We start from the raw sequence: 25,525 nt of genomic DNA on the forward strand, positions 1-25,525 counted from the left end.
CCTGTGGGTGGCAATCCCATGTCGCACTCGCCCGGGGGCTGTGGATATTAACTTAATGTTCCATGTCTGTTCTTGTTTTCCTGTGATCTGAATACTTCAGATGGCGCGTTAATCCATGAAAAGCGAACCTTTCGTCATTGTTTCCCATGCTGTCCCATGTTATCCCATCATTAACCATGCAGGGTTCGTCTGCATGGGCGCAGGGGGTCAAGGCGCGTGTTTCTGTCGACGACGATCAATGGTGTGGACGCAAAGGGACGGGTTTCCGTGCCGGCGGGTTTCCGTGCCGTCGTCAAGAACGACCCCGAGGAGAAGATCTACGTGTGGCCCTCGTTCGAAGGCGGGTATCTGGAAGGCGGCGGGCAGGCCCTGCTCGACCGCTATCTGAACCTGCTCGAGGAAATGGACCCGTATGACGACGCCCGGGCCGCCTTCGAGCAGACGATCTTCGGCGATACGCGCGGGCTGGCTTTCGACGGTACCGGCCGCGTCACCCTGCCGAAGGATCTGATCGAGCATGCCGGCCTGGACAGCAAGGCGGCCTTCGTCGGTCTCGGCTCGCGCTTCGAGATCTGGAACCCGGACCGTCTGGCCGAGCGCAAGGCGAATGCCCGCGACTTCGCGCGCGAGAACAAGAAGTCGCTGCGCCTGCCGCCCCGTACGGGAGGGGGGGCATGACCGGCTCGCCGCACATCCCCGTCATGCTGGACGAAGTCCTTCACGCGCTCGAGCCGCGTGACGGCGCGCTCTATATCGACGGCACATTCGGCGCCGGCGGTTACTCCCGCGCAATCCTGTCTGCGGCCGATTGCCGCCTGATCGGCATCGACCGTGACCCGTCCGTCCGCCCCGCCGCCGAGCATCTCAAGCAGGCGGCCGGTGGCCGTTTTGCCTTTGTCGAGGCGCCGTTCTCGGCGATGGAAGAGGTGGTGCGCACCAGCGGCGGCTCGCATGTCGACGGCATCGTGCTGGATATCGGCGTGTCGTCGATGCAGATCGACCAGGCCGAGCGCGGCTTCTCCTTCCAGAAGGCCGGTCCGCTGGACATGCGCATGGCCGGTTCCGGCCCCACGGCGGCCGACGCGGTGAACCTGCTGAGCGAGCAGGAGCTGGCGGACATATTTTATGTATACGGCGAAGAACGCCGCTCGCGCCGCGTCGCCAAGTTCATTCTGACCGCCCGCGAAGAGGCGCCGATCGAGACGACGGACCGGCTGGCCGAAATCGTCTCGCGCGCAACCGGCGGAAAACATTCAAAAATCCATCCCGCGACGCGCGTCTTCCAGGCGTTGCGCATTTTCGTCAATGACGAGCTGGGTGAGCTGGCCCGCGCGCTGGAGGCGTCGGAGCGTCTGCTGGCGCCGCTCGGGCGGCTTGTCGTGGTTACCTTCCATTCACTGGAGGACCGCATGGTTAAGTCCTTCCTGCGGGCCCGTGCCGGGCTGGCGGGAGGGGGCGGTTCGCGTCATGCGCCAGTCGCCGAAGCAGGCCCCGAGCCGAGTTTCCGTCTCCTGTATCGCAAGGCTGTCGAGGCCGGCGCGGCGGAGGCTGATGCCAATCCGCGGGCCCGTTCGGCCAAGCTTCGCGCCGCCATTCGTACCGATGCACCGGCCGTCACTGACGGTCCGGAACTGTATCGGAGTGTCGTTCCGCTTGCCCGTCTGGAGGCCGCGCTATGATCCGCACGTTCAATGCGATCGCGTTCGTCGTCGCCGCGGCGCTGGCAGTGGCACTCTATATCGCGAAAGCCGAGGCGAAGAGCTCGCAGGAGCGGCTGGAGGGCATCCAGGCGCAACTGGCCGAGGAGCGCCGGCAGATCAATGTGCTCAATGTCGAGATCGCCCACCTGGAAGATCCCGAGCGCCTGCGCGCGCTGGCGCGCCGCTATCTCGGCTTCGAGCCGCTGGATCCCTCGCGTGAGGTCAATCTGAGCGATCTGCCGCTGCTGGCGGGTGCCGACGGGCGCCGCGACACGCTGCGCTCCGACAGTCATGTCGTGCGCGAGGAGCGCATCGAGGGGCTGGCCATGGCCGAGCCGCGTGAAGTGGGAGGCCCCGACTGATGCGCCTCTGGCCGTTCCGCAGGCAGGTTTCCGCCAGGTCGCGCAGTGTTGCACTGCCGCCGCTGGCCGAAGCTGCGCCGGCGGACATGTCGCGGCTGCTGCGCATCGAGAGCGACGAGACAAAAGCGCTGGAGGCCGCCCGTTCACGCCTGCGCATCATGGGGATGAGTCTGGGTGTCGGCTTTCTTCTGCTCGCCGGCCGCGCGGTGGACATCGCCGTCATGGGGCCGGCCGACGCAGCGCCGATTGCCCGTCAGGCCGTACATGCGGAGACACGTGGCGATCTGTTCGACCGGACCGGTCAGGTGCTGGCGACCACGCTGCAGACCCACTCCCTCTACGCCGACCCCAGCCTGGTCTGGGATGCGCGCGAGACTGCCGAGGCGCTGGCGACGGTTCTGCCCGATATCGATGTCGACGCGCTGACCGAGGAGCTCGGCGGCCGCGGCCGTTTTGTCTGGGTGCAGCGCAACCTCACCCCGCGCCAGCGCCAGGCCGTGTTCTCGCTGGGACTGCCCGGCCTGGGCTTCCGCATGGAGCCGCGCCGGGTCTATCCGCGCGGCCGCCTCGCTTCGCACATTGTGGGCTATACCGACCGCGACATGGCCGGTCTTGCCGGCGCCGAGCGCGCTTTCGACAGCGCGCTCCTGTCGGGCGACGGGCGTCCGGTGGCGCTGTCGATCGACATGTCCGTGCAATTCCATGTCGATGAAGTCCTGCGCTCGACCATGGCCGATTTCGAGGCAGATGCCGCCGTCGGCGTGGTGATGAATGTGCGCACCGGCGAGATCCTCTCCATGGTCTCGCTGCCGGACTACGACCCCAACCGTCCGACCGATGCGGATGCGAGCGGCCGCCTCAATCGCGCCGCACAGTCGGTCTACGAGATGGGCTCGACCTTCAAGGCATTCACGGTGGCGATGGCGCTGGAAAACGGAACGGCGACGCTGGAAAGCGGCTATGACGCGTCCAATCCGCTGCGCATCGGCGGCCACACCATCCACGATTATCACGCCGAGAACCGCCAGCTGACCCTGGCCGAGATCTTCACCCACTCCTCCAATATCGGGTCCAGCCTGATTGCACTGGAAGCGGGCGCCGAAGCCCAGCGCGGCTTCCTGGGCGATTTGCGCCTTCTGGAGCGTGCGCCGATCGAGCTGGCCGAAAGCGCCGATCCGCTGCTGCCGCGCCAGTGGGGGCCGACCGAGACGGCGACCATCTCCTACGGGCACGGCCTGGCCGTCAGCCCGATCGCGACGATTGCCGCCTTTGCCGCCATCGCCAATGACGGTGTCTATGTGCCGCCGACGCTTCTGCCGGTCGCGGCCGACGAGACCATTGTCGGCGAGCGGGTGATGTCGTCCGAGGCTGCGCGCGCAGTGATCGAGCTGATGCGCGAGAATGTGACGGAGGGTACCGGCGGCTATGCCGAGGCGATCGGCTATCGCGTGGCCGGCAAGACCGGCACGGCGGAAAAGCCCTCGCGCGGCGGCTATGATCGCAACCGGCTGATCTCCTCCTTCTCGGCGGTCTTCCCGTCGGACGATCCGCAATATGCAGTTCTGGTGCTGCTGGACGAACCGCACGGCAATGAATCGACCTATGGCTATGCCACGGGTGGATGGACGGCCGCACCCGCGGTCGGCGACATCGTCTCCCGGATTGCCCCCATTCTCGGTGTGGAGCGCGCGGATACCGATCACGGTGAACGCGCGGCCCTGATCCGCGCCGCCCTCATGCCGGAGATCATCCCGTGAAACTGTCAGAGCTGATGCCCGAAGACGCGTTTGCGCCGGAAGACGGCGCCGTCGAGGTGCGTGGCCTGACCCTGGACAGCCGGAGGGTGGAGCCGGGTTTCCTGTTTGCCGCCCTGCCGGGGGTGAAGACGCATGGGCGGGATTTCATCCCCCAGGCCGTCGCTCAGGGCGCGGCGGTGATCCTGACCGATATCGCGGTGGAGGGGCTGGACATTCCGGTCCTTGTCACCGACGAGCCGGCCGCCGTCCTGGCCGAGCTGGCGGCGCGCTTCTATCCGCGCCAGCCGGAGCATGTGGTGGCCGTGACCGGGACAAACGGCAAGAGCTCGACCGTGGAATTCCTTCGCCAGGTCTGGTCGGCCGCTGGACGCGATGCCGCCTGTCTGGGCACGCTGGGCGTGACCCGGGGCACAGCGCGTGAAGTGACCGGCTATACCACGCCGGATGCAGTGGCCCTGCATCGTGCCCTCGATGCGCTCGCAAGCGACGGGGTCACGCATCTGGCGATGGAGGCCTCCAGCCACGGGCTGAAGCAGCACCGCATGGACGGGGTCGCGGTGAGCGTCGGCGCCTTCACCAATCTGACCCAGGATCACCTGGATTATCATCCCGATTTCGCCGATTATTTCGTATCCAAAGAATTGCTCTTTTCCGAACGCGTCGCCGAAGGTGGCCGGGCTGTTGTCAATGTCGACAGCGAGTGGGGCCGCCGCATGGCCGAGACGGCGCGGCAGCGCGGTCTGGACACGGTCACGATCGGCTGGCGCGGCGAGGATCTGTCGATCCGCGAGATCACGCCGCGCCCGGCGAGCCAGGATGTCAGCTTTGCCTGGAAGGGTGCCGAGCACAGCCTGGAAATCCCGCTGGTCGGCGAGTTCCAGATCCTCAATGCCCTGTGCGCCGCGGCGATTGCCCTGGGTGACGGGGTCGAGACCGAAACCGTCCTGGCCACACTGCGACAGCTGGAAGGCGTGCCCGGCCGGCTGGAGAAGGTTGGCGAGACGCGGGAGGCCGCGCCGGTCCTGGTGGACTATGCCCACACGCCGGACGGTCTGGACAAGCTCCTGCGTGCGGCTCGGCCGCACACACAGGGGCGTGTCATCGTCGTCTTCGGATGCGGCGGCGACCGCGATCCGTCCAAGCGCCAGAAAATGGGGGCGATCGCGGCCAGCCAGGCCGATCACATCATCGTCACCGACGACAATCCGCGGTCGGAAGATCCCGCGGCGATCCGTGCGGCAGTCCTCAAGGGCTGCCCGGAGGCCGAGGAGATCGCCGACCGCAGCGCCGCGATCCGCCGCGGCGTTTCCATGCTGGGCGAGGGCGACTGCCTGCTGATCGCCGGCAAGGGACATGAGACGGGGCAGATCGTGAATGGGACCACGCTGCCTTTCGACGACCGCGAGGAGGCCCGCAAAGCTCTGGGGGAAAGGGAGGCCGCGCATGTCTGAACCGCTCTGGACAGCCCGACAGGCCATGGCCGCGACCGGCGGCATGCTGGTCGGCGATACCGGCTGGACCTGTTCCGGCGTCTCGATCGACAGCCGCACGATCCGGCCCGGCGATCTCTTTGTCGCCCTGAAGGACGAGCGCGACGGGCACGACTATGCCGCCGCGGCCCTGAAAGCCGGCGCTGCGGCCTGCCTGATCTCGCGCGGCGATCTGGCCCTCGAGCCGGCGCTCCAGGTGAAGGACACGCTGGCCGCGCTGCGCAGTCTCGGCGAGGCCGCCCGCGAGCGCTGTGACGCGATCCGCGTCGCGGTGACGGGCAGTGTCGGCAAGACCACCGTCAAGGACGCGCTGGCTGCCGTATTCCGCGCTGCAGGCCCGGCGCACTGGAGCGTGAAGTCCTACAATAATCACTGGGGCGTCCCGCTGACGCTGGCGCGCATGCCGCGCGACACGCAGCGCGCTGTCTTCGAGATGGGCATGAACCATGCCGGCGAGATCCGCGACCTGTCGTCGATGGTGCGGCCGCATGTTGCGATGATCACCCGCATTGCACCGGCGCACCTGGAACATCTTGGCTCGATCGAGGCCATCGCCGATGCCAAGGCGGAGATCTATGAGGGGCTGGAAACGGACGGTGTCGCGATCTATCCCGCCGACGATGCCCAGGCCGGGCGTCTGGCACGTCATGCCCGCCATTCCGGTGCCGCCTTCATGCTGGACTTCGGCACCGCAAAGGACGCAGCCATCCGTATCGAGTCGTTCGAAACGGGGCTCGACGGATCGCGCGGCATCGCCAATGTGCTGGGCATGCGCGTGCCCTTCTCGGTCAAGGCATCGGGCGTGCACTGGGCCTGGAATATCGCCGCCATCTTTGCCGCCTCGGCTGGCGCCGGCCTGGATGCCGGCGATGTCGCCGAAGCGCTGGCGGGGCTGGAAGCCGGTGCCGGCCGTGGCCGCGTGCTGACCCTGGCGCACCCCGCCGGCGGCAGCTTCACCCTGCTCGACGATGCCTATAACGCCAATCCGGTCTCCATGGCTGCCGCGATCTCGGCGCTCGGTGCCGCGCGTCCCGGTGAGGGCGGGCGCCGCATCGCCGTCCTGGGCGACATGCTGGAGCTGGGACCGGACGAGGGTGCCATGCACGCCGCGCTCGCCGAACCGCTCGAGGCGGCCGGTGTCGACGAGGTCTATACGTGTGGCAGCCGGATGCGCAGCCTCCATGACGCCTTGCCCGCGACCCGCCGCGCAGGCTATGCGGCAAATGCGGACGAGGGGCTCGACCTGATCAGGGCAGCAATCCGGCCGGGGGATGTTGTGCTCGTCAAAGGGTCGAATGCCTCCGGTCTCCACAGGATTGCCGCATATCTGGCCGACGGTTCCGCGCTCGGATTGACGGAGGCCTGATCCGCCCATGCTGTATTTGTTGCTGTCGCCGCTGGCTGAAGACCTCCAGCTGGCCAACCTGTTCCGCTACATCACCTTCCGCACCGGCGGCGCGCTGATGACAGCGATGCTGATCGCCTTCCTGCTCGGCAAGCCGATGATCGCCTGGCTGCGCAGGAAGCAGGGTAAGGGCCAGCCGATCCGCGCCGAGGGTATTGAACGCCACGTCGTCGAGAAGACGGGGACGCCGACCATGGGCGGTTTCCTGATCCTGCTTGGCGTCATGGTCGGCACGCTCCTGTGGGCGGACCTGTCGAACGCCTATGTCTGGATTGTCGTTTTCGTGACCGCCGGTTTCGGTGTGATCGGTTTCATCGACGACTATCTCAAGGTCACCAAGCAATCGACGGCGGGCTTTTCCGGACGGCTGAAACTGGCGACGGAATTCATCATCGCCCTGGTCGCCGTGGTCTGGGCGACGGTCACGGCGCGGGGCCTGGGCATGGATACCGGGATGTCGACCTCGATCGCCTTTCCCTTCTTCAAGGACCTGGTGATCAATATCGGTCCGCTCTTCTACGCCTTCGGCTGTATCGTCATCGTCGGCGCCGGCAATGCGGTGAACATGACCGACGGCCTCGACGGGCTGGCCATCGTGCCGGTGATGATTGCGGCGGCAACTTTCGGCGCCATTGCCTATGTCGTCGGCCGGGTCGACTTCGCCGAATACCTGCAGGTCCACTACACCGCCGGCACGGGCGAGCTGCTGGTCTTCTGCGGCGCGCTGATCGGCGCCGGGCTGGGTTTCTTGTGGTGGAATGCGCCGCCGGCCATGGTCTTCATGGGCGATACCGGCTCGCTGTCGCTGGGCGGCGCGCTGGGCGCCATCGCCGTTGCCGTGAAGCACGAGATCGTGCTGGCGATTGTCGGCGGGCTGTTCGTGCTCGAGATCGTCTCGGTGATGGTGCAGGTCGCCAGCTTCAAGCTGACCGGCAAGCGCGTCTTCAAGATGGCGCCGATCCACCATCATTTCGAGCGGCATGGCTGGGCCGAGCCCACCATCGTCATCCGCTTCTGGATCATTGCCGTCGTGCTCGCATTGATTGGACTTGCAACCCTGAAGCTGAGATAACAGCCCTTCATGATCCCGATCCATGCATATGAAGGCCGCCGTGTCGCTGTGTTCGGATTGGGGCGCACAGGCATAGCCACGGCCAAGGCCCTCGCCGCAGGCGGCGCAGACGTATCCTGCTGGGATGACAGCGAGGCTGCGCGCGATCGCGCCGTGGCCGCCGGTCTGCAGCCGGACGATCTCAACCGGCGCGACTGGGGCGATATTGCCGCGCTGGTCCTGTCGCCGGGCATTCCGCTGACCCACCCCAAACCGCACCGCATGGTCGAGCTGGCCAACAGTGTCGGCGCGCCGGTGATCGGCGATATCGAGCTGTTCGCCCTGGCGCTTCGCGATGTGCCGGAAAAGCGCCGGCCGAAAGTGATCGGTATTACCGGCACCAACGGCAAGTCGACCACGACCGCACTGATCGGCCATATCCTGCGCGAGACCGGCCGCAAGACGGTTGTCGGCGGCAATATCGGTGACGCCATCCTGGCGCAGGATCCGCCCAGCCCGGGCCTGCACTATGTGCTGGAACTGTCCTCCTACCAGATCGATCTGACGCATTCGCTCGCCTGCGACGTGGCGGTGCTGCTCAACATCACGCCGGATCACATCGACCGGCATGGCGATTTCGACGGCTATTTCCGCGCCAAGCAGCGCCTTTTCGAGATGCAGGCGCCGTCGGGCCAGGCGGTGATCGGCATCGACGACAACGAGACGGCGGCCTTCTTCTCCCGCCTGCGCCAGACCCGGCGCGAGGAACAGGTTGTGCCGATCTCGTCCGGCCGTGTCTTCGCGCGCGGCGTCTATGCGCTGGGCGACCGGGTCTATGACGCACTGGATACGGCCTCGCATCCGGCGGTCGATCTGAAACGGGCACCGGCCCTGCCGGGGCGCCATAATGCCCAGAACGTCGCGGCCGCGCTCGCCGCCGTCCGGCTTCTGGGCGTATCGGCTCGTGCCGCGGCCGAGGCGATCTACACCTTTCCCGGACTGCCGCACCGCCAGGAAAGCGTCGCGACCCTTGGTGGCATCCGTTTCGTCAATGACAGCAAGGCCACCAATGCCGAGGCCGCCATCCAGGCGCTCACCTGCTATGACAGCATCCGCTGGATCGTCGGCGGGCGGGCCAAGGAAGGCGGGCTGAAAGCGGCCATGGGCGCCGCCGGCCGGATCGCGCGCGCCTATCTGATCGGCGAGGCCGAGGAGCGCTTCGCCGGCGAGCTGGACGGCCAGATCCCGTTCACGCGTTGCGGCACGCTGGAAGCAGCGGTGACGGCTGCGGCCCGCGATGCCTGGGCGGACGGACGTCCCGGCGAGGTGGTGCTACTGTCTCCGGCCGCGGCCTCCTTCGACCAGTTCACCTCCTACGAGGCGCGCGGCGACGCTTTCCGCACAATCGTCTCCGGCCTCACCGTTCCGGACGACGCTGCGGAGCATGTCTCGTGATCCAGAACGTTTCCCGGGGATTGGGGACCTGGTGGCGCGGGGTCGACCGGACACTGCTGGTGGTGGTCATCGCGCTCATCGTGATCGGCCTGATCCTGTCCATGGCTGCCAGCCCTGCCATCGCCGGGCGGATCGGCATCGACGATCCCTTCCACTTCTTCTATCGCCAGAGCGTGTTCGCGGTGATCGGCCTTGTCGGGATGCTGGGCGTGTCGGCGCTCAATCCCAAGGGCGCGCGGCGGCTGGCCGTGATTGCGCTGGGCTGCTCGCTTCTGTTGATGGTGGCGACACTCTTCATCGGCAATGAGGTGAAGGGCGCGACCCGCTGGATACGCGTCGGCCCGCTTTCCCTGCAGGCCTCCGAATTCCTCAAGCCGGCGCTGATCGTCACGGCCGCCTGGCTGTTTGCCGAAGAAAAACGCGGTGCGCCGATCCCGGGCCGGGCGATCGCCTTCGGCATCTATATCGTGTCCATCGGCCTTTTGATGGCGCAGCCGGATTTCGGTCAGACCGTGCTTTTGACCCTGTGTTTCGGCGGCGTCTTCTTTGCCTCCGGCCTGTCCTGGCTGTGGGTGTCGGTGCTGGGAGGGCTGGCGGCGACCGGCTCGACGCTGGCCTATTTCACCTTCCCGCACGTCGCCAGCCGGGTCGACCGCTTCATCAATCCGGAGAGCGGCGACACCTACCAGATCGACCAAGCCATCGAGGCGATCTCGCGCGGCGGGATCGCCGGTGCGGGGCCGGGCGAGGGGGAGGTGAAGAACTTCCTGCCCGACGCCCATGCCGACTTCATCTTCGCCGTCGCTGCCGAGGAATTCGGCCTGATGGCCTCGCTTGCCATTATCGGCCTGTTCGCGATCCTGGTGGCGCGCGCCTGGACCCAGGCGATGCGGCTGCAGGACAATTTCGCCCAGCTGGCGGTCGCCGGACTGGCGCTGCAATTTGCGCTGCAGGCGCTCGTCAACATCGGCGTGAACTTGAACCTCATCCCGCCCAAGGGCATGACTTTGCCCTTCGTATCCTACGGAGGGTCCTCCATGCTTGCGCTCGCCTTCGGGGCCGGCCTCCTTCTGGCTTTCACCCGCCGCCGTCCCGGTGCCTATTCGCTGCGGCATTCGTCATGACGCCGCGCCGTTGCCTGATTGCCGCCGGCGGGACCGGCGGTCACATCTTTCCGGCACGCGCCGCGGCCGATGCGCTGATCGCGCGCGGCTGGCAGGTGCGCCTGGTCACGGATACGCGCGGCCTGCGCCATGCGGCGGATTTTCCGGCCGTTGCGATCGACGAGATCCATGCCGCCAGCCCGTCGACGAAAAACCCGGTCAAACTGGCCAGGGCGGCGCTGGAGCTGACCCAGGGCCTGGCCCAGACGCGCGGCATCGTGCAGCGCTGGAAACCGGACGTGGTCGCCGGCTTTGGCGGCTATCCCGCCTTTCCCGCGCTTGGCGTGGCGCAGTCGATGCGCATCCCCTTTGCCATTCATGAGCAGAATGCGGTGCTGGGCCGGGTCAATCGCATGTTTGCGGCCCGCGCGGGCTTTGTCGCCTCCGGCTTCGAGCGTCTGGACCGGCTGCCGGAGAAGGCGCGCAAGCGTCACATCCTCACCGGCAACCCGCTGCGCACACCCATCGTCGAGGCGCGGGCGGCCGGCTATCCGGCGCTGACGGAGGAGGGGCGGATCAATCTGCTCGTCCTCGGCGGATCGCTGGGCGCGCGCATCCTGTCGGAAACCGTGCCGGCGGCGGTGGCAAAACTCCCGGAAAAGCTGCGATCTCGCCTTGATGTCGTCCAACAGACCCGTGAGGAATCCCTCCCCATGGCCCGCGAGACCTATGCCCAAGCCGGCGTCAACGCCATTTGCGAACCCTTCTTCGAGGATGTCGGTGCGCTTTATGCCGCCAGCCATCTCGTGATCGGCCGCTCCGGCGCGTCCACCGTGTCCGAAGTGGCCGGTGTGGGACGCCCCGCGATCTTCTGCCCGCTGGCCATCGCAACCGACGACCACCAGGCCGCCAATGCGGACGGGCTGGTCCAGGCCGTCGCCGCCGACATGCTGCGCGAAGCCGACTTCACGGCCGATCGCGTCGCCAGACTGCTTGAAACCCGCCTTACCAACCCCGAAGACCTGGCCGAACGGGCCGCCGCAGCCCGCACGCTGGGCCGGCCCGACGCTGCGGAAACGCTGGCGAAATCGATCGACGGCCTGGTGCGAGGAGCGCTCGTATGAAATTTGCCGCCCTGCCTTTCCCTGTCGGCCCTGTCCATTTCGTCGGTATCGGCGGCATCGGCATGAGCGGCATTGCCGAGGTCATGCTGAATCTCGGCTACCAGGTGCAGGGATCGGACATCCGCGCCAATCCGAATGTCGAGCGTCTGGAAGGTCTGGGCGCCCGGGTCGCGATCGGTCATGCGGGCGAGAATGTCGAAGGGGCAGGCGCCATCGTCGTCTCCTCCGCGATCAAGCCGGACAATCCCGAACTCGTCGCGGCGCGGGCGAAGAAAATCCCCGTCGTGCGCCGCGCGGAAATGCTGGCCGAGCTGATGCGGCTGAAATTCGCCGTCGCCGTCGGCGGCACGCACGGCAAGACGACCACGACCTCGCTGGTTTCGGTGCTGATGGATGCGGCGGGCGTCGATCCGACCGTGATCAATGGCGGCATCATTTCCGCCTATGGCTCGAACGCCAAGATGGGGCTGGGCGACTGGATGGCGGTCGAGGCCGACGAGAGCGACGGCTCCTTCCTGAAGCTGCGCTCGACCGTGGCCATCGTCACCAATATCGACCCGGAGCACATGGAGCATTACGGCAGCTTCGATGTGCTGCGGCAGGCCTTCTTCCAGTTCGTCGAGAACCTGCCCTTCTACGGCTTTGCCGTGCTGTGCACCGACCATCCGGAAGTGCAGTCGCTGGCCAGCCGCATCGAGGACCGCCGCGTCATCACCTATGGCAAGAACCCGCAGGCCGATGCGCGTCTGGAAAACCTGCGCATGGAGCCGTCCGGTTCGACCTTCGACGTTACCTTCCGCCTGCGCGGCCAGGCGCCGGAGACCTGGCGCGATATCGTTCTGCCGATGATGGGCGAGCACAATGTGCTCAATGCCGTCGCGGCCCTGGCAACGGCCCGCGAGCTCGGTCTTACCGAAGAGGCCGCCAAGGGCGCGCTGAAGGGCTTTGGCGGGGTGAAGCGGCGCTTCACGCAGACCGGCAGCTGGAAGGGTGCAACCATTATCGACGATTACGGCCACCACCCGGTCGAGATCGCCGCTGTGCTGCGCGCAGCGCGCCAGGCCGCGACCGGCAAGGTGATCGCCGTGATGCAGCCGCACCGCTATTCCCGCCTGCACGACCTGTTCGAGGATTTCTCGACCTGCTTCAACGATGCCGACAGCGTGCTGGTCGCCCCGGTCTATACCGCCGGCGAGGATCCGATCGAGGGCGCCGACCGCGACCATCTCGTCGCCAGTCTGACGGCACACGGCCATCGCGACGCCCTGGCCATCACCCGCGACAGCGTTGCTGCCGAAGTCGCAAAACGGGCCGGCGAGGGCGACGTCGTCGTCTGTCTCGGCGCCGGCGACATCACGCAATGGGCCTACGCGCTTCCGGGTGAGCTGGAGGCGTTGGGGTGAGCCTTCTCGCCCAGCTCCCGCCCGTTCGCGGCAAATATATCGGGCAGGCGCCGCTCAAGGATATCACCTGGCTGCGCGTTGGCGGTCCGGCGGATGTGCTCTACCTGCCGGCCGACGAGGCCGATCTGGCGCGCTTCCTGGCCGAGACGCCGGACGGGATCCCGGTTCATGTCCTGGGCGCCGGATCGAACACGCTGGTGCGCGATGGCGGTGTGCCGGGCGTGGTGATCCGGCTCGGTCCGCCCTTCGCGAAGACGGAGGCGCTGGACGGCAATCGTCTGCGCGCCGGCGCCGGCGCGCTGGACCGGATGGTCGCGAAGGCCGCGGCCAAGGCAGGCCTGGCGGGCATGGAATACCTGATCGGTGTGCCCGGCACGATCGGCGGCGCGCTGCGCATGAATGCCGGCTGCTATGACCAGGAAACCGCCGATGTGATCGTCGAGGCCGTGGCGCTGGACCGGTCCGGGCGGCGCATCGTCGCCTCACCGGACGAGCTGGCTTACAGCTATCGTCATTGCGAGGCGCCGGAGGACTGGATCTTCACCGAGGCCGTCTTCCAGGGCACGCCGGACGAGCCCGCCGCGATCGAGGCGCGCATGGGCGAGATCACCGCCCGCCGCGAACAGACCCAGCCGATCCGGGAAAAGACATCGGGCTCGACCTTCGCCAATCCCGACCCGCCCGGCACGCCGGACCAGCGCAAGTCCTGGCAGCTGATCGACAGTGTCGGCGGCCGCGGCTTCTCGGTCGGGGGCGCAAGGTTTTCCGAACAGCACTGCAATTTCCTGATCAATGACGGTTCCGCCACGGCGGCCGATCTGGAAGAGGTAGGCGAGACGATCCGTGCCCGCATCCGCGAGACCCACGGTATCGACCTGCGCTGGGAAGTGCGGCGCGTCGGCAAGAGCCAGGAGGATCAATCCGAATGACCCAGGATTTCATCACGGCCATCGAGCCGATCCGCAACCAGTATGTGAACGGTTACGCCACCTGGCTGGCCGACAAGGCCAGGGCCTATCCCCAGGGTGCCGGCGAATACCTGTTCGAGATCCAGGCGCAGACCAATTTCGCGCGCAAGCTCTGCCGCGTCGATTTTGTCTCGGCCCCGGGGGACAACGCGCCGCCGCATGAATACAGCCTCAAATCCATGCTCGGCTTCACGCCGATGTCCGACCGGATCGACGGGGTCGAGGTCCAGCTCAATCCCTTCCGCTGGGACAGCGCCGTGGTCGAAATTCCCGGCGCGATCTGGGATCGCGACAAGGTGATCGAGTGGTTCAATCGCTGGTTCGGCTTCAACGGCAAGACGCCCTGGGTCACCGTGCGCGACAAGCCGAGCGGCGTGCTGCACATCTGCGCCTGGGTCGAGCCGGGCATGTTGCGGATCGATTTCGGTTCTGCGCCGGCCGAAGCCCTGGTCGAACTGATCCCGATCGCCCGTGACAGTGGCGCGCAGGTGATGTCCATCCGCGATGCCAGCCAGATGGCAGCCCGGCCCGATGCCGGCCATGTGATAGGCTAGACCATGACGAAACGTATCGCCGTCCTGCTGGGCGGCCTGTCTCCGGAACGCGATGTGTCCCTGGTCTCCGGCGCGGCCTGTGCGAAGGGGCTGCGCGAGAAGGGCTATGACGTCGTCGAGATCGATGCGGGCCGCGACCTGTACCGTCAGCTGGAAGAGGCGGCGCCGGACATCGTCTTCAACGCGCTGCACGGCGAGTGGGGCGAGGACGGGCTGGTGCAGGGCGTGCTGGAGCATTTCGGCAAGCCCTACACGCATTCCGGTGTGCTGGCCTCGGCGCTGGCCATGGACAAGCAGAAAGCCAAGGACGTGCTGCGCGCGGCCGGCATTCCCTGTCCGGAAGGCTTCATCGCCAACCGCTTCGAGGCGGCCAAGTCGCACGCCATGAAGCCGCCCTATGTCGCCAAGCCGAATGCGCAGGGCTCGTCGGTGGGGGTGCATATCGTGCTGGAGGGCGCCAACCGGCCGCCGGCCGAGCTGGGCTCGACCGCCTGGGCTCTGGGCGAAGAAGTGCTGATCGAGCGCTATATCCCCGGCCGCGAGCTGACCGTCGCCGTGATGGAAGACCGGGCGCTGTGCGTCACCGAAATCGTGCCGAAGACGACTTTCTATGACTACGACGCCAAGTATGCGGCAGGCGGATCCGATCATATTTTACCCGCGGATGTGCCCGAGGCGATTGCCGAACGGGCGTGCGATCTGGCCCTGAAAGCCCACAAGGCCTTGGGGTGCCGCGGTCTGACACGGTCGGATTTCCGTTACGATTCCACTTCCGAAGAACCGCTATGGTTACTCGAAATTAACACCCAGCCGGGCATGACTCCGACATCACTTGCGCCCGAACAGGCGCAGTATTGCGGGATCGCCTTCAGCGATCTCGTGCAATGGATGGCGGAGAATGCGTCGTGTCGAAGGTGAGGCGCGGCGGGTCGCGTAAGACGACCCGGCGCACGTCCCAACCCCGATCCGCCGCGGTGTCCGCACCGCGGCGTTTGCGTAACTGGGCCGAGGCCCGGATCCGGGGTGCGAAATACCGTATGGCGAAGACGGCCCGTCTCGGCGGGCTGGCGGTGACAGGCCTGGTGGCGGTCGCCGTGGGCGGACTTGCGCTCTTCGGTCAGCTTGACGACGCCGCCATGGAAATCCGCGACTTTGCCGGCTATCGCCTGTCCGGTGTCGGTTTTGCCGTGCGGGCGGTCGACGTGACCGGCGCCAGCGGAGCCGATGCCCACGCCATCGTCGTCGCCAGTGAAGTCTATGACGGCCAGCCGATCTTCGCCGTCAATCCCGACATTATCCGCCGCCGCGTTGAAGCCCTGCCGGCCGTTCGCCGCGCCACCGTCGCACGCCTGCTGCCGGACCGGATCGCGATCGTGGTCGAGACCCGTGAGCCCTATGCGCTCTGGCAGGTCGACGGCGACCTGCGCGTGATTGACCGCCACGGTGTCGTGCTGGCGCATGCCGACCCGATGAACCCTTTGCCGCTGCCGCTCGTTGTCGCAGAGGGTGCCAATGAAGCGGTCGTCGAGATCGTCGAGGCGCTCGACAATTATCCCATCGTCCGCGACCGCGTCGTCGGTGCGGTGCGGGTGGGCGAGCGCCGCTGGAATCTGCGCCTGGACAGCGGGGCCGACGTGAAACTGCCCGAAGGCGATGTTACGGCCTCGATCGCCATCCTGGCGCGGCTGCAGGCCGAGCGGGGCGTTTTGCGCCTGGCGGCCGAGAGTTTCGATCTGCGGGGTGAGGGCGATCTGATCGTCCGGGCCCGGCCGGACCGCGCACAGGCGGCGGGATTGCGGGAGCGTGAAGCGTGAGTGTGCTGGATTTCTTTCGGTCGCGGCAGGCGGACTCGGTAACCGGCGGCAAGGCCGCAGGCGGTGTCTGCGCCGCGCTGGATGTCGGTTCGTCCAAGATTGCCTGCTTTATCGCCCGGACCGATCAGACCGTCTCCGGCCCCCGCCCGCGCGTGGTCGGCGTCGGCCATCAGTCCTCGCGCGGTGTGCGCGCCGGCGCGGTTGTCGACATGGACGCCGCCGCCGAAGCCATTCGCGCAGCCGTCGAGCAGGCCGAACGCATGGCCTCCCAGGCCGTCAGCTCCGTCACCGTCACGCTGTCGTCCGGACAGCCCAGCTCGACACGTATCGCCGCGGAAATCGACCTGCCGCAGCGCGAGGTCACCGAGCGCGAACTGCGCCGCCTGCTCGACGGTGCGCTGAGCGAGTTCGATGCCGAGGACCGGGTCGTGCTGCACGCCATCCCGCTGTCCTGGTCGGTCGACGATCATCGCGGCATCCGCGATCCGCGCGGCATGTTCGGCCGTACGCTGGGTGTGGAAGTGCATGTGATCACGGCGGCCATCGGCCCGCTGCGCAATCTTCTGACCTGTGTCGAGCGCTGCCATTTCGATCTGCGCGGCGTCGTGGCCACGCCCTATGCCTCCGGCCTTTCTGCCCTGGCCGACGATGAAGTCCAGCTGGGTGCGACCCTGATAGACATGGGCGCCGGTGCAACGACGGCGGCCGTGTTTGCCGAAGGCGCACTCCTGCATATCGACGCGGTTCCGGTGGGCGGTTCCCACGTCACCTCCGACGTGGCGCGCGGCCTGTCGACGCCGCTGGCCGCGGCCGAGCGTCTCAAGACGCTCTACGGCTCGGCGCTCGACAGTCCGGAAGACGACCAGCAGATGATCGAGGTGCCCTCGGTCTCCGGCGAGAACGGGGCGATGTATGACAGCGCGCCGCGCTCCCTGCTCAACTCCATCATCCGGCCGCGCCTGGAAGAGACGTTCGAACTGATCCGCGACCGCCTGGATGCGGCGGGTGTGGGCAAATCCTCCGGCCGCCGCCTGGTGCTGACCGGGGGCGGGGCCCAGATGCCCGGCGCCGGCGAGCTCGCTGCCCGGGTGTTCGGCAAACAGGTGCGCATTGCCGGTCCGACCGGTGTGACGGGCCTTGGCGATGCCGTCTCGGGACCGGCCTTCTCCGCCGTCGCCGGCATTGTGCGCCGGGAGACGCGCGGTGCAGCCGAAGCGATTTCCGGTCCGCCGCGCATGGGCGGCTTCACCGTGGCGGCCCGCCGCAGCCGGGCCGAAGCCGGTTCGGCCGGCTCCATGTGGCGCTGGTTTGCCGAGAGCTTCTGATGGTTCGTGACCGGAACGCAGGGGCACCTGCAGGCACGATGGCGCTGTACTGAAATATGATCTGCGTCGCTCCTGCGATTTTGCGGCGCACAGCAGGAACTTAACGCCTGATTAAGCGTCTTTGTTAGACACTGCCGACTCAAGAGCCCGTTAACCTTACCGCTTCGTGCATGGGGTCCCACATGACGCTGAACCTCTCCATTCCTGAAACAACCGAATTGCGGCCGCGGATTGTCGTGTTCGGTGTCGGTGGCGCCGGGGGGAACGCTGTCAACAACATGATCGAGGCCAATCTCGAGGGCGTCGATTTCGTGGTCGCAAACACCGATGCTCAGGCGCTGATGCGCTCGAAGTCGGAGAAGCGCATCCAGATGGGCGCGGCGATCACGGAAGGTCTGGGTGCGGGCGCCCGGCCGGAAGTTGGCGAACAGTCGGCCGAGGACTCCATCGATGACATTCGTGAGCACCTGGCCGGTGCCCACATGGTTTTCATCACCGCCGGCATGGGCGGTGGCACGGGCACGGGCGCGGGACCGGTCGTTGCCCGGGCTGCACGCGAAATGGGCATCCTGACCGTCGGCGTGGTGACCAAGCCGTTCCATTTCGAAGGCTCTCGCCGCATGAAGCTGGCCGAGTCCGGGATCGAACAGCTGCAGCAGCATGTCGATACGCTGATCGTCATTCCGAACCAGAACCTGTTCCGCATCGCCACCGAGAAGACGACCTTTGCCGAGGCCTTCTCCATGGCCGACCAGGTGCTGCATTCCGGTGTTCGCGGTATCACCGACCTGATGGTCATGCCGGGCCTGATCAATCTCGACTTCGCCGACGTCCGCGCGGTGATGAACGAGATGGGCAAGGCGATGATGGGTACGGGCGAGGCGTCCGGCGAGAAACGCGCCGTCGACGCTGCCCAGGCCGCCATTTCCAACCCGCTGCTGGACGATGTCTCGATGAAGGGCGCCACGGGCGTGCTCATCAACATCACCGGTGGCTATGACATGACCCTCTACGAGGTCGACGAAGCCGCCAACGAGATCCGTTCGGAAGTCGATCCGGAAGCCAATATCATCGTCGGTTCCACTTTCGACGAGACCATGGAAGGCTCCATGCGTGTCTCTGTCGTCGCGACGGGTATCGATGCCGAGGCCGCTGTCGTGACCGATACGCGCAGCCGTCAGCGCACCGCTCCGCAGACCGCCGAACGCTCCAACCCGAACGATGCGATCCTGCCGTGGAAACGCACCGGGTCCGACCGTCCGGGCCGCATCAATCCGCCGGCCACGACCGAGCGCAGTGTCGCCGCGCATCCGGAGCCGGCCGCCGGCCGTCCCGAACCGCGGAAAACGCCGGAAACCGAAATCGAGCCGCAGGCCGAACCGCTCAAGCGGGCGGTCGGCGCGGAAGATCTGTCCGATGCGATCGCCGATGCCGAGATCACGCGCGACAGCGATCCCTATGTGATGGAGACCCGTCCCGCAGCGATCTCCGAGACGCGGGTCGAGGTGCAGCAGCCGCAGGTGCTGCGCGACCAGGCCCGTCTGGCCGAGGAGGCTGCCAGCCTCAACGCCCGTTACGAGCAGCGCCGCGCCACGACGGTGAGCCAGCCGGATATCGCCGCGGATGACGACGAACCCAGGCGCGGTTTCTCGCTCTTCGGCCGCCGTCGCAAGCCGGCCGAACCGGCGCCGACCAAGGCCGCGCCCGTGACCAAGACCGCACCGGTCCAGACCTCCCAGCCGCGCGCATCGGGCGATCTGTTCGGTGACAGCCTGGAAGAGGGCGATCTGGAAATTCCCGCCTTCCTGCGTCGCCAGGCGAACTAGGCTAACCTATTGAATTTCAGGACGGCCCGCTGGCAGTCGCCGGCGGGCCGTTTCGTTTGAGGCGTCTTGCTGCGAATGCGTAACAAAACGCAACAATGCTTTAATTGCCTGCTGGAGCCCCGTGGTGTTGTGTGCCAGCCAGGGACGACGGCTTCCGTCGGGGCCTGGCCGGGTTGGCCAGACCGCCGGATGGACCAGACCGTTGAGTAAGATAGTAGCAGGCGGCGTCAGACAGTGACTTACCGGCAGACATTGGCAGCCCCCGCAGTCTGTGCGGGTATCGGTCTCCACTCCGGCGAACGGGTCCGCATGGTCCTGCAACCGGCCTCCGCCGGCTCCGGCATCCGCTTCGTCCGCTCCGACATCGGCGATCGCGACAATCGTATCGCCGCGCGCGCCGATGCCGTCAGCGAAGTCCGCCTCGGTACGACCCTGCAGAATGATGCCGGTGTGACGATCGCCACGGTCGAACACCTGATGGCGGCGCTGGCCGGCCTGGGTGTCGACGATGCCGTGATCGAGGTCGACGGTCCGGAAATCCCGGTGATGGACGGTTCGTCCGAGCCTTTCGTCAAACTGATCCGCCAGGTCGGCCTGAAATCCCAGTCGGTACCGCGCCGCGCCATCCAGGTGCTCAAGCCGGTCTCGCTGGATCTGGACGATCGCCGCGCCTGCTTCATGCCTGCGCTCAAGCCGATGATCGAGATCGAGATCGCCTTCGAGCACCAGGCGGTGGGCCGCCAGGCTTGTGTGTTCGACATCACGCCGGAAATCTTCTCCACCGACATCGCCCGTGCGCGCACCTTCGGTTTCCGCAAGGATTATGACGCGTTGCTGGCTGCCGGCCTCGCCCGCGGCGGTTCGATGGACAATGCCGTCGTGCTCGACGATACGGGAATCGCCAATCCGGAAGGCCTGCGCTTCAAGGACGAGTTCGTGCGTCACAAGGCGCTCGACGCCCTCGGTGATCTTTATCTCGCCGGCGCGCCGATCATCGGCTGCTATTCCGCCGAGCGTCCGGGCCATGCCATCAACAACATGGCCGTGCGTGCCCTGCTTGAGGATACAAGCGCCTGGAAGTGGGTGAACATGCGCGATGGCGTCACCCGCGACATGGCGCTGGCGCACTCCTGACACGCGGTTGACCGTCAAGGTTACTGAAGGGGTACTTTTGCCCCGGCCAATCATCCGCTACAACGCTGATTGAACGGGTGGTCGTCCGGCCGCCAAAATTGTCGAGCCCCGTGTCCCCATGACCCTTTCGCCGCGTACTCTGTTTCCGCTTGCCATTGCTGTTGTCCTTGCGGGTTGTTCTTCCAACCGTCCGGATACGGCCGTCGCCTATGTCGAGCGTCCGGCGGAAACCATCTATGCGGAAGCCATCGAACGGATGGACCGGAACCAGTACGACATCGCCGCGGCGATGTTCGACGAGGTCGAGCGCCAGCATCCCTATTCGGAATGGGCGCGCCGCTCGATGCTGATGGCAGCCTTCGCCAACTACCAGTCGAACAATTACGAGGAAGCGATTTCGGACTCCGAACGCTTCATCTCGCTGCACCCGGGCAATCGCAGCGCGGCCTATGCCTACTATCTGATCGCGATCTGCTATTTCGAGCAGATCATGGATGTCGGCCGCGACCAGGCTGCCACCCGTCAGGCGCTGGATGCGCTGGAGCAGGTGGTGCGCCGCTATCCGGAAAGCCGCTACGCCACGGATGCGCGTCTGAAGATCGACATGACGCGCGACCACCTGGCCGGCAAGGAAATGAGCGTCGGCCGCTGGTATCTGCGCCGCAATTATCACCTGGCCGCCATCAACCGCTTCCGCAATGTGCTGCGCGATTACGGCACCACCTCGCACGTGCCCGAGGCGCTGCACCGCCTGGTGGAATCCTATGTGGCACTCGGCGTCGACGAGGAAGCCCGCCAGGTCGCGTCCGTGCTGGGCTACAACTTCCCGGGCAGCGAGTGGTACCAGAACAGCTACGACCTCCTGACGCGTGAGGGTATTACGCTCGAGGTCGATCCCGAGCGCGAGGACCCGTCCTATTTCGAACGGGCCTGGCGTCGTCTGTTCGGCTGACGGGTCGGGGGTGCGAACGCCCTGAATGCTGCTCTCCCTCTCCATTCGCAATGTCGTCCTGATCGATACGCTGGATGCGGTCTTCGAGAGCGGGCTCTGTGCCCTGACCGGCGAAACCGGCGCGGGTAAATCCATTCTTCTCGGGGCTCTGGGCCTGGCGGCCGGTGAACGGGCCGATCGCGCCCAGGTGCGCGCCGGTGCCGACGAGGCCCAGGCCGTCGCCGAATTCGACCTGCCCGACAGCCATCCTGCCCGCGCCCTGCTGGACGAGGCGGGGATCAAGGTCGAGCCCGGCGAGCCCCTGATCCTGCGCCGCCGTCTCGGCGAGGACGGCCGCTCGCGCGCCCATGTCAACGACCAGGCGGCCAGTATCGGCCTCCTGCGCTCGCTGGGCGATGTGCTGGTGGAAGTCCACGGCCAGCACGACGGCCGCGGCCTGATGGATCCGAAGACCCATCGCGGCTATCTGGACACCTATGCCGGCCACGACGATCTGCGCGCCGCCTGCCGCGCGGCGTGGAAGGAGTATTCCGGGGCCCGGCGCCGGCTGGACGAGCTGGTCAGCGCCAATCGCGCCTCGGACGAGGAAAAGGCCTTTCTCACCCACGCCCTGGAAGAGCTCGAAGCCCTGTCGCCGAAGACCGGCGAAGAGGCCGAGCTGGCCGAGGAACGTCAGTTCCTGCAGGGCGCCGAACGGGCGCTGGGCGATCTGCAGGAAGCCCAGGAAGCCCTGGCCGGCGATGGCGGCGGTCTGGAAGGCCGGCTGAATGCAGCCCTGCGCGGGCTGGAGCGTGTGCGCGGTCATATCGGCGAGGGCGGCGCCGCCGCCGGCGAGGCGCTGGACCGGGCTGCCTCTGCCATCGACCGCGCATTGATCGAGTTCACCGAGGCGGAAGATGCGTTGGGCGATGCCGCCCAGGCTTTCGATGTCGAGCCCGGCCGGCTGGATGCGGTGGAGGAAAGGCTGTTTGCCCTGCGCGGCCTGTCGCGCAAGCACAATGTCGATGCCGACGAACTGCCGGCCCTGCATGGCCGGCTCGCCGAACAGCTCGACGCGATCGAGAATGCCGCCGACCGGATTGCCGAGGCCGAGAAGGCCGTGACCGCGGCCCGCGCCCGCTATGACGATGCCGCCCACGCCCTGTCACGCAGCCGCGAGAAGGCGGGCGAGGCGCTGGCGAAGGCCGTGGCCGCCGAACTGCCGCCGCTGAAGATGGACAAGGCGCGCTTCCGCGTCTCCGTCACCTCTGACGACGAGCGCGCCGGCCCGGACGGCCGCGACAGCGTGGTCTTCGAGGTCGCCACCAATCCCGGCGCCCCCTTCGGTGCGCTGGACAAGATCGCATCGGGCGGTGAGCTCTCGCGCTTCGGCCTGGCGCTGAAAGTCTCGCTCGCGGGCGAGGACGAAGGCCTGGTCCTGGTGTTCGACGAGGTCGACCAGGGTGTGGGCGGGGCTGTCGCCGACGCTGTCGGCCGCCGGCTGAAACGCCTGGCCGAGAAAGGCCAGACACTCGTCGTCACCCACTCGCCGCAGGTCGCCGCCGTGGCCGATCATCACTGGAAGATCGTCAAGGATGATGACGGCAAGGGCGGGGTGCGCACCACGCTCGTCCGTCTTGAGGGCGACGAACGCCGCGAGGAAATCGCCCGCATGCTCTCCGGCGCAGAGGTGACCGATGCAGCGCGCGCCCAGGCGGATGCGCTGATGGCGGTGAAGGCCTAGCGGTTCGCTGGGAGTGAGTACGTCCAAAACTCCGTCATCCCCCGGCCAGCCTGCGCGCAGCGCTGGCGGGTGGTCCGGGGAACCTCGGCTACCCGCTGCCCGAGTGTGCTGTATCGACCACCGTGCCCAATCTGTTGACCGGTTAGCTGAGGTCCCCCGGATTCCTGCTGCGCAGGAACCGGGGGATGACGATGCGTGTGTATGTGGCGAATATGCCGTACAGCCCTAATCTCGCACTTCGAATCGCAACGGAGCCGGCGATGAGCGCAAGCGCACTCAAGGATGTTGAAAATCTGACCGCCGACGAGGCGCGGGCCGAGCACAAGCGGCTGGCGAAGGAAATCGCCGCTCACGACAAGGCCTATTACCAGCACGACGCGCCGAAGATTTCCGACGCCGCCTACGATACGCTGCGCCAGCGGCTGGAAGCGGTCGAGGCGCGTTTTCCCGAACTGGCCGATGCCGACAGCCCGACCCGGCGGGTCGGTGCGGCGCCCTCGGGCAAGTTCGGCGAGATCGTCCATGCCGTGCCGATGCTGTCGCTGGGCAATGCCTTCAACGATGAGGACGTGGCGGATTTCGTGGGCCGTATCCGGCGCTTCCTGGGACTGGCAGAGGACGCGCCCGTGGCGATCACGGCCGAGCCGAAGATCGACGGCCTGTCTGCCTCCATCCGCTACGAGAAGGGCCGCATCGTCCACGGTGCCACCCGCGGCGACGGCCAGACCGGCGAGGATGTGACGGCCAACCTGCTGACGCTGGACGATATCCCGGAAACCCTGCCGGGTTCCGGCTGGCCGGACGTGCTGGAAGTGCGCGGCGAAGTCTATATGTCGCATGAGGATTTCGCCGCGCTCAACAGGCGGCAGGAAGAGGCCGGCAAGCCCGCCTACAAGAATCCCCGCAACGCCGCCGCCGGCTCGCTGCGGCAGATCGATCCGGCCATGACCGCCCAGCGCCCGCTGCGCTTCTTCGCCTATGCCTGGGGCGAGGTGAGTGCGCCGCTGGCCGAAACCCAGCTCGAGGCAGTCAGGCGCCTGGGCGACTGGGGTTTCCCGACAAACCCGCTGATGACGCGCTGCGAGAGCGTGGACGACCTCATCGCCGTCTATCGCGATATCGAGGCGAAACGCGCCACGCTGGGCTATGACATCGACGGCGTGGTCTACAAGACCGACCGGCTGGACTGGCAGGAAAGACTGGGCTTTGTCGCCCGCGCGCCGCGCTGGGCCATCGCCCACAAATTCCCCGCCGAACAGGCCACCACCGTGCTGGAAGCCATCGATATCCAGGTCGGCCGCACCGGCGCGCTGACGCCCGTGGCGCGGCTGACGCCGGTCACGGTCGGCGGCGTCGTGGTCACCAATGCCACCCTGCACAATCAGGACGAGCTGGAGCGCAAGGATATCCGCATCGGCGACACGGTGGTGATCCAGCGGGCCGGCGATGTCATCCCGCAGGTCGTGCGGGTGGTCGATCCGGACCGGGCGGGCCGGGCAGAGCCCTTCGAATTCCCCACCGAATGCCCGGTCTGCGGCAGCCAGGCGCTGCGCGAGCACGATCCGAAAACCGGCAAGCTGGACGCGGTGCGCCGCTGTACCGGCGGGCTGATCTGCGCCGCCCAGCTGAAGGAGCGGCTGAAGCATTTCGTCTCGCGCAAGGCCTTCGATATCGAGGGGCTGGGCACGCGGCAGATCGACCTGTTCCACGAGGAAGGCCTGGTTCGCGAACCGGCCGATATCTTCACCCTGAAACGGCGCAATGAGGCCGGCGAAATCACGCCGCCCCTGCAGGAGCGCGAAGGCTTCGGCGAGACGAGTATCGGCAATCTCTTCGCCGCCATCGACAGCCGCCGCACCATCGCGCTGGGCCGTTTCATCAATGCGCTGGGCATCCGCCACGTCGGCGAGAACACCGCTCAGCTCTTCGCGCGCACCTATGGAAGCTGGACGGCCTTCCGGCAGGCGGCGGAAAACCTCGCCGACGAGACCGTGCGGGCCGAGATGCTGGGCATTGACGGGATCGGTAATGCTGCCGTCGAGGCGCTGGACCAGTATTTCACCGAACAGCACAATCGCGACCTGCTGGACCGGCTGGTGGCCGAACTCGTCATCGAGGACGCCGAAGCCGTCGCCAATGACAGTCCGGTCGCCGGCAAGACGGTTGTCTTCACCGGTACGCTGGAACGCATGACGCGCGACGAGGCGAAGGCGAAGGCGCAATCGCTGGGCGCCAAGGTCTCCGGTTCGGTCTCGGGCAAGACCGACTATCTGGTCGCCGGTCCTGGCGCCGGCTCAAAGGCGAAGAAAGCCGCCGAGCTGGGCGTGGAAACGCTCACCGAGGACGAGTGGTTCGTGCTGATCGGGGAAGGGTGAAAAG

The 25,525-nt window shown here is 66.8% G+C and carries 21 protein-coding genes; all 21 read left to right on the forward strand.

Annotation, left to right across the window (positions count from 1 at the left end; translation table 11 throughout):
- Positions 1-216: 216 nt before the first annotated feature.
- The 21 genes from PKE71_RS00380 to ligA all read left to right on the forward strand — a co-directional run bounded on the left by PKE71_RS00380 (position 217) and on the right by ligA (position 25,521).
- Complete coding sequence (locus PKE71_RS00380; protein ID WP_271184967.1) at positions 217-678, forward strand: division/cell wall cluster transcriptional repressor MraZ; 462 nt, start codon at positions 217-219, stop codon at positions 676-678.
- Entirely contained in the window at positions 675-1,679 is a 1,005-nt protein-coding gene (gene rsmH, locus PKE71_RS00385; protein WP_271184968.1) for a 16S rRNA (cytosine(1402)-N(4))-methyltransferase RsmH, read from the forward strand. Before PKE71_RS00380 ends, rsmH begins: the two co-directional genes overlap by 4 nt.
- The gene (gene ftsL / locus PKE71_RS00390; protein ID WP_271184969.1) at positions 1,676-2,062 is read left to right on the forward strand and encodes a cell division protein FtsL; all 387 of its coding nucleotides are present in this window, start codon (positions 1,676-1,678) and stop codon (positions 2,060-2,062) included. The genes rsmH and ftsL overlap by 4 nt, the downstream gene beginning before the upstream one ends.
- Complete coding sequence (locus tag PKE71_RS00395) at positions 2,062-3,819, forward strand: peptidoglycan D,D-transpeptidase FtsI family protein (protein ID WP_271184970.1); 1,758 nt, start codon at positions 2,062-2,064, stop codon at positions 3,817-3,819. Before ftsL ends, PKE71_RS00395 begins: the two co-directional genes overlap by 1 nt.
- Positions 3,816-5,270, forward strand: a complete 1,455-nt coding sequence (locus PKE71_RS00400) for a UDP-N-acetylmuramoyl-L-alanyl-D-glutamate--2,6-diaminopimelate ligase (protein WP_271184971.1) — start codon at positions 3,816-3,818, stop codon at positions 5,268-5,270. Before PKE71_RS00395 ends, PKE71_RS00400 begins: the two co-directional genes overlap by 4 nt.
- A complete protein-coding gene (locus tag PKE71_RS00405) occupies positions 5,263-6,675 on the forward strand; it encodes a UDP-N-acetylmuramoyl-tripeptide--D-alanyl-D-alanine ligase (RefSeq protein WP_271184972.1) in 1,413 nt (470 codons plus the stop codon). The genes PKE71_RS00400 and PKE71_RS00405 overlap by 8 nt, the downstream gene beginning before the upstream one ends.
- Positions 6,676-6,682: 7 nt before the next feature.
- Entirely contained in the window at positions 6,683-7,786 is a 1,104-nt protein-coding gene (gene mraY / locus PKE71_RS00410; RefSeq protein ID WP_271184973.1) for a phospho-N-acetylmuramoyl-pentapeptide-transferase, read from the forward strand.
- Between the two features lie 9 nt (positions 7,787-7,795).
- Positions 7,796-9,220 carry a UDP-N-acetylmuramoyl-L-alanine--D-glutamate ligase gene (gene murD, locus PKE71_RS00415; RefSeq protein WP_271184974.1) on the forward strand — a complete coding sequence of 475 codons (1,425 nt, stop codon included), beginning with the start codon at positions 7,796-7,798 and terminating at the stop codon, positions 9,218-9,220.
- Positions 9,217-10,344, forward strand: coding sequence for a putative lipid II flippase FtsW (ftsW, locus tag PKE71_RS00420; protein ID WP_271184975.1), 1,128 nt, complete (start codon positions 9,217-9,219; stop codon positions 10,342-10,344). Before murD ends, ftsW begins: the two co-directional genes overlap by 4 nt.
- Positions 10,341-11,447, forward strand: a complete 1,107-nt coding sequence (murG, locus tag PKE71_RS00425) for an undecaprenyldiphospho-muramoylpentapeptide beta-N-acetylglucosaminyltransferase (protein WP_271184976.1) — start codon at positions 10,341-10,343, stop codon at positions 11,445-11,447. The genes ftsW and murG overlap by 4 nt, the downstream gene beginning before the upstream one ends.
- Positions 11,444-12,850 carry a UDP-N-acetylmuramate--L-alanine ligase gene (murC, locus tag PKE71_RS00430; RefSeq protein WP_271184977.1) on the forward strand — a complete coding sequence of 469 codons (1,407 nt, stop codon included), beginning with the start codon at positions 11,444-11,446 and terminating at the stop codon, positions 12,848-12,850. Before murG ends, murC begins: the two co-directional genes overlap by 4 nt.
- Positions 12,847-13,779: a UDP-N-acetylmuramate dehydrogenase gene (gene murB, locus PKE71_RS00435; RefSeq protein WP_271184978.1), complete on the forward strand. Its 933-nt coding sequence runs from the start codon at positions 12,847-12,849 to the stop codon at positions 13,777-13,779. The genes murC and murB overlap by 4 nt, the downstream gene beginning before the upstream one ends.
- Positions 13,776-14,372, forward strand: a complete 597-nt coding sequence (locus tag PKE71_RS00440; protein ID WP_271184979.1) for a hypothetical protein — start codon at positions 13,776-13,778, stop codon at positions 14,370-14,372. Before murB ends, PKE71_RS00440 begins: the two co-directional genes overlap by 4 nt.
- A gap of 3 nt (positions 14,373-14,375) precedes the next feature.
- Positions 14,376-15,290: a D-alanine--D-alanine ligase gene (locus tag PKE71_RS00445; RefSeq protein WP_271184980.1), complete on the forward strand. Its 915-nt coding sequence runs from the start codon at positions 14,376-14,378 to the stop codon at positions 15,288-15,290.
- 119 nt (positions 15,291-15,409) lie between these two features.
- On the forward strand, positions 15,410-16,186 hold the full coding sequence (locus PKE71_RS00450; RefSeq protein WP_271184981.1) for a cell division protein FtsQ/DivIB: 777 nt from the start codon (positions 15,410-15,412) through the stop codon (positions 16,184-16,186).
- Entirely contained in the window at positions 16,183-17,511 is a 1,329-nt protein-coding gene (gene ftsA, locus PKE71_RS00455) for a cell division protein FtsA (RefSeq protein WP_271184982.1), read from the forward strand. Before PKE71_RS00450 ends, ftsA begins: the two co-directional genes overlap by 4 nt.
- A gap of 182 nt (positions 17,512-17,693) precedes the next feature.
- Positions 17,694-19,337, forward strand: coding sequence for a cell division protein FtsZ (gene ftsZ / locus PKE71_RS00460; protein ID WP_271184983.1), 1,644 nt, complete (start codon positions 17,694-17,696; stop codon positions 19,335-19,337).
- 234 nt (positions 19,338-19,571) lie between these two features.
- Positions 19,572-20,471 (forward strand): UDP-3-O-acyl-N-acetylglucosamine deacetylase, encoded by a 900-nt coding sequence (gene lpxC / locus PKE71_RS00465; protein WP_271184984.1) that lies wholly within the window; start codon positions 19,572-19,574, stop codon positions 20,469-20,471.
- A gap of 118 nt (positions 20,472-20,589) precedes the next feature.
- A complete protein-coding gene (locus PKE71_RS00470) occupies positions 20,590-21,423 on the forward strand; it encodes an outer membrane protein assembly factor BamD (RefSeq protein ID WP_271184985.1) in 834 nt (277 codons plus the stop codon).
- Positions 21,424-21,448: 25 nt separating this feature from the next.
- A complete protein-coding gene (gene recN / locus PKE71_RS00475; protein WP_271184986.1) occupies positions 21,449-23,146 on the forward strand; it encodes a DNA repair protein RecN in 1,698 nt (565 codons plus the stop codon).
- A gap of 260 nt (positions 23,147-23,406) precedes the next feature.
- The gene (gene ligA / locus PKE71_RS00480) at positions 23,407-25,521 is read left to right on the forward strand and encodes an NAD-dependent DNA ligase LigA (protein ID WP_271184987.1); all 2,115 of its coding nucleotides are present in this window, start codon (positions 23,407-23,409) and stop codon (positions 25,519-25,521) included.
- Positions 25,522-25,525: the final 4 nt, after the last annotated feature.

It is taken from the genome of Maricaulis virginensis (assembly GCF_027922185.1).
In the GTDB taxonomy this organism is placed as follows: Bacteria; Pseudomonadota; Alphaproteobacteria; order Caulobacterales; family Maricaulaceae; genus Maricaulis; species Maricaulis virginensis.

Coding starts and splice junctions, on each gene's coding strand:
- murG (WP_271184976.1), top strand. CDS start 10,341: ATGACGCCGCGCCGTTGCCTGATTGCCGCCGGCGGGACCGGCGGTCAC.
- murC (WP_271184977.1), top strand. CDS start 11,444: ATGAAATTTGCCGCCCTGCCTTTCCCTGTCGGCCCTGTCCATTTCGTC.
- PKE71_RS00395 (WP_271184970.1), top strand. CDS start 2,062: ATGCGCCTCTGGCCGTTCCGCAGGCAGGTTTCCGCCAGGTCGCGCAGT.
- murD (WP_271184974.1), top strand. CDS start 7,796: ATGATCCCGATCCATGCATATGAAGGCCGCCGTGTCGCTGTGTTCGGA.
- PKE71_RS00445 (WP_271184980.1), top strand. CDS start 14,376: ATGACGAAACGTATCGCCGTCCTGCTGGGCGGCCTGTCTCCGGAACGC.
- PKE71_RS00440 (WP_271184979.1), top strand. CDS start 13,776: ATGACCCAGGATTTCATCACGGCCATCGAGCCGATCCGCAACCAGTAT.
- PKE71_RS00450 (WP_271184981.1), top strand. CDS start 15,410: ATGGCGAAGACGGCCCGTCTCGGCGGGCTGGCGGTGACAGGCCTGGTG.
- recN (WP_271184986.1), top strand. CDS start 21,449: ATGCTGCTCTCCCTCTCCATTCGCAATGTCGTCCTGATCGATACGCTG.
- mraY (WP_271184973.1), top strand. CDS start 6,683: ATGCTGTATTTGTTGCTGTCGCCGCTGGCTGAAGACCTCCAGCTGGCC.
- ftsZ (WP_271184983.1), top strand. CDS start 17,694: ATGACGCTGAACCTCTCCATTCCTGAAACAACCGAATTGCGGCCGCGG.
- ftsL (WP_271184969.1), top strand. CDS start 1,676: ATGATCCGCACGTTCAATGCGATCGCGTTCGTCGTCGCCGCGGCGCTG.
- PKE71_RS00470 (WP_271184985.1), top strand. CDS start 20,590: ATGACCCTTTCGCCGCGTACTCTGTTTCCGCTTGCCATTGCTGTTGTC.
- rsmH (WP_271184968.1), top strand. CDS start 675: ATGACCGGCTCGCCGCACATCCCCGTCATGCTGGACGAAGTCCTTCAC.
- ligA (WP_271184987.1), top strand. CDS start 23,407: ATGAGCGCAAGCGCACTCAAGGATGTTGAAAATCTGACCGCCGACGAG.
- PKE71_RS00405 (WP_271184972.1), top strand. CDS start 5,263: ATGTCTGAACCGCTCTGGACAGCCCGACAGGCCATGGCCGCGACCGGC.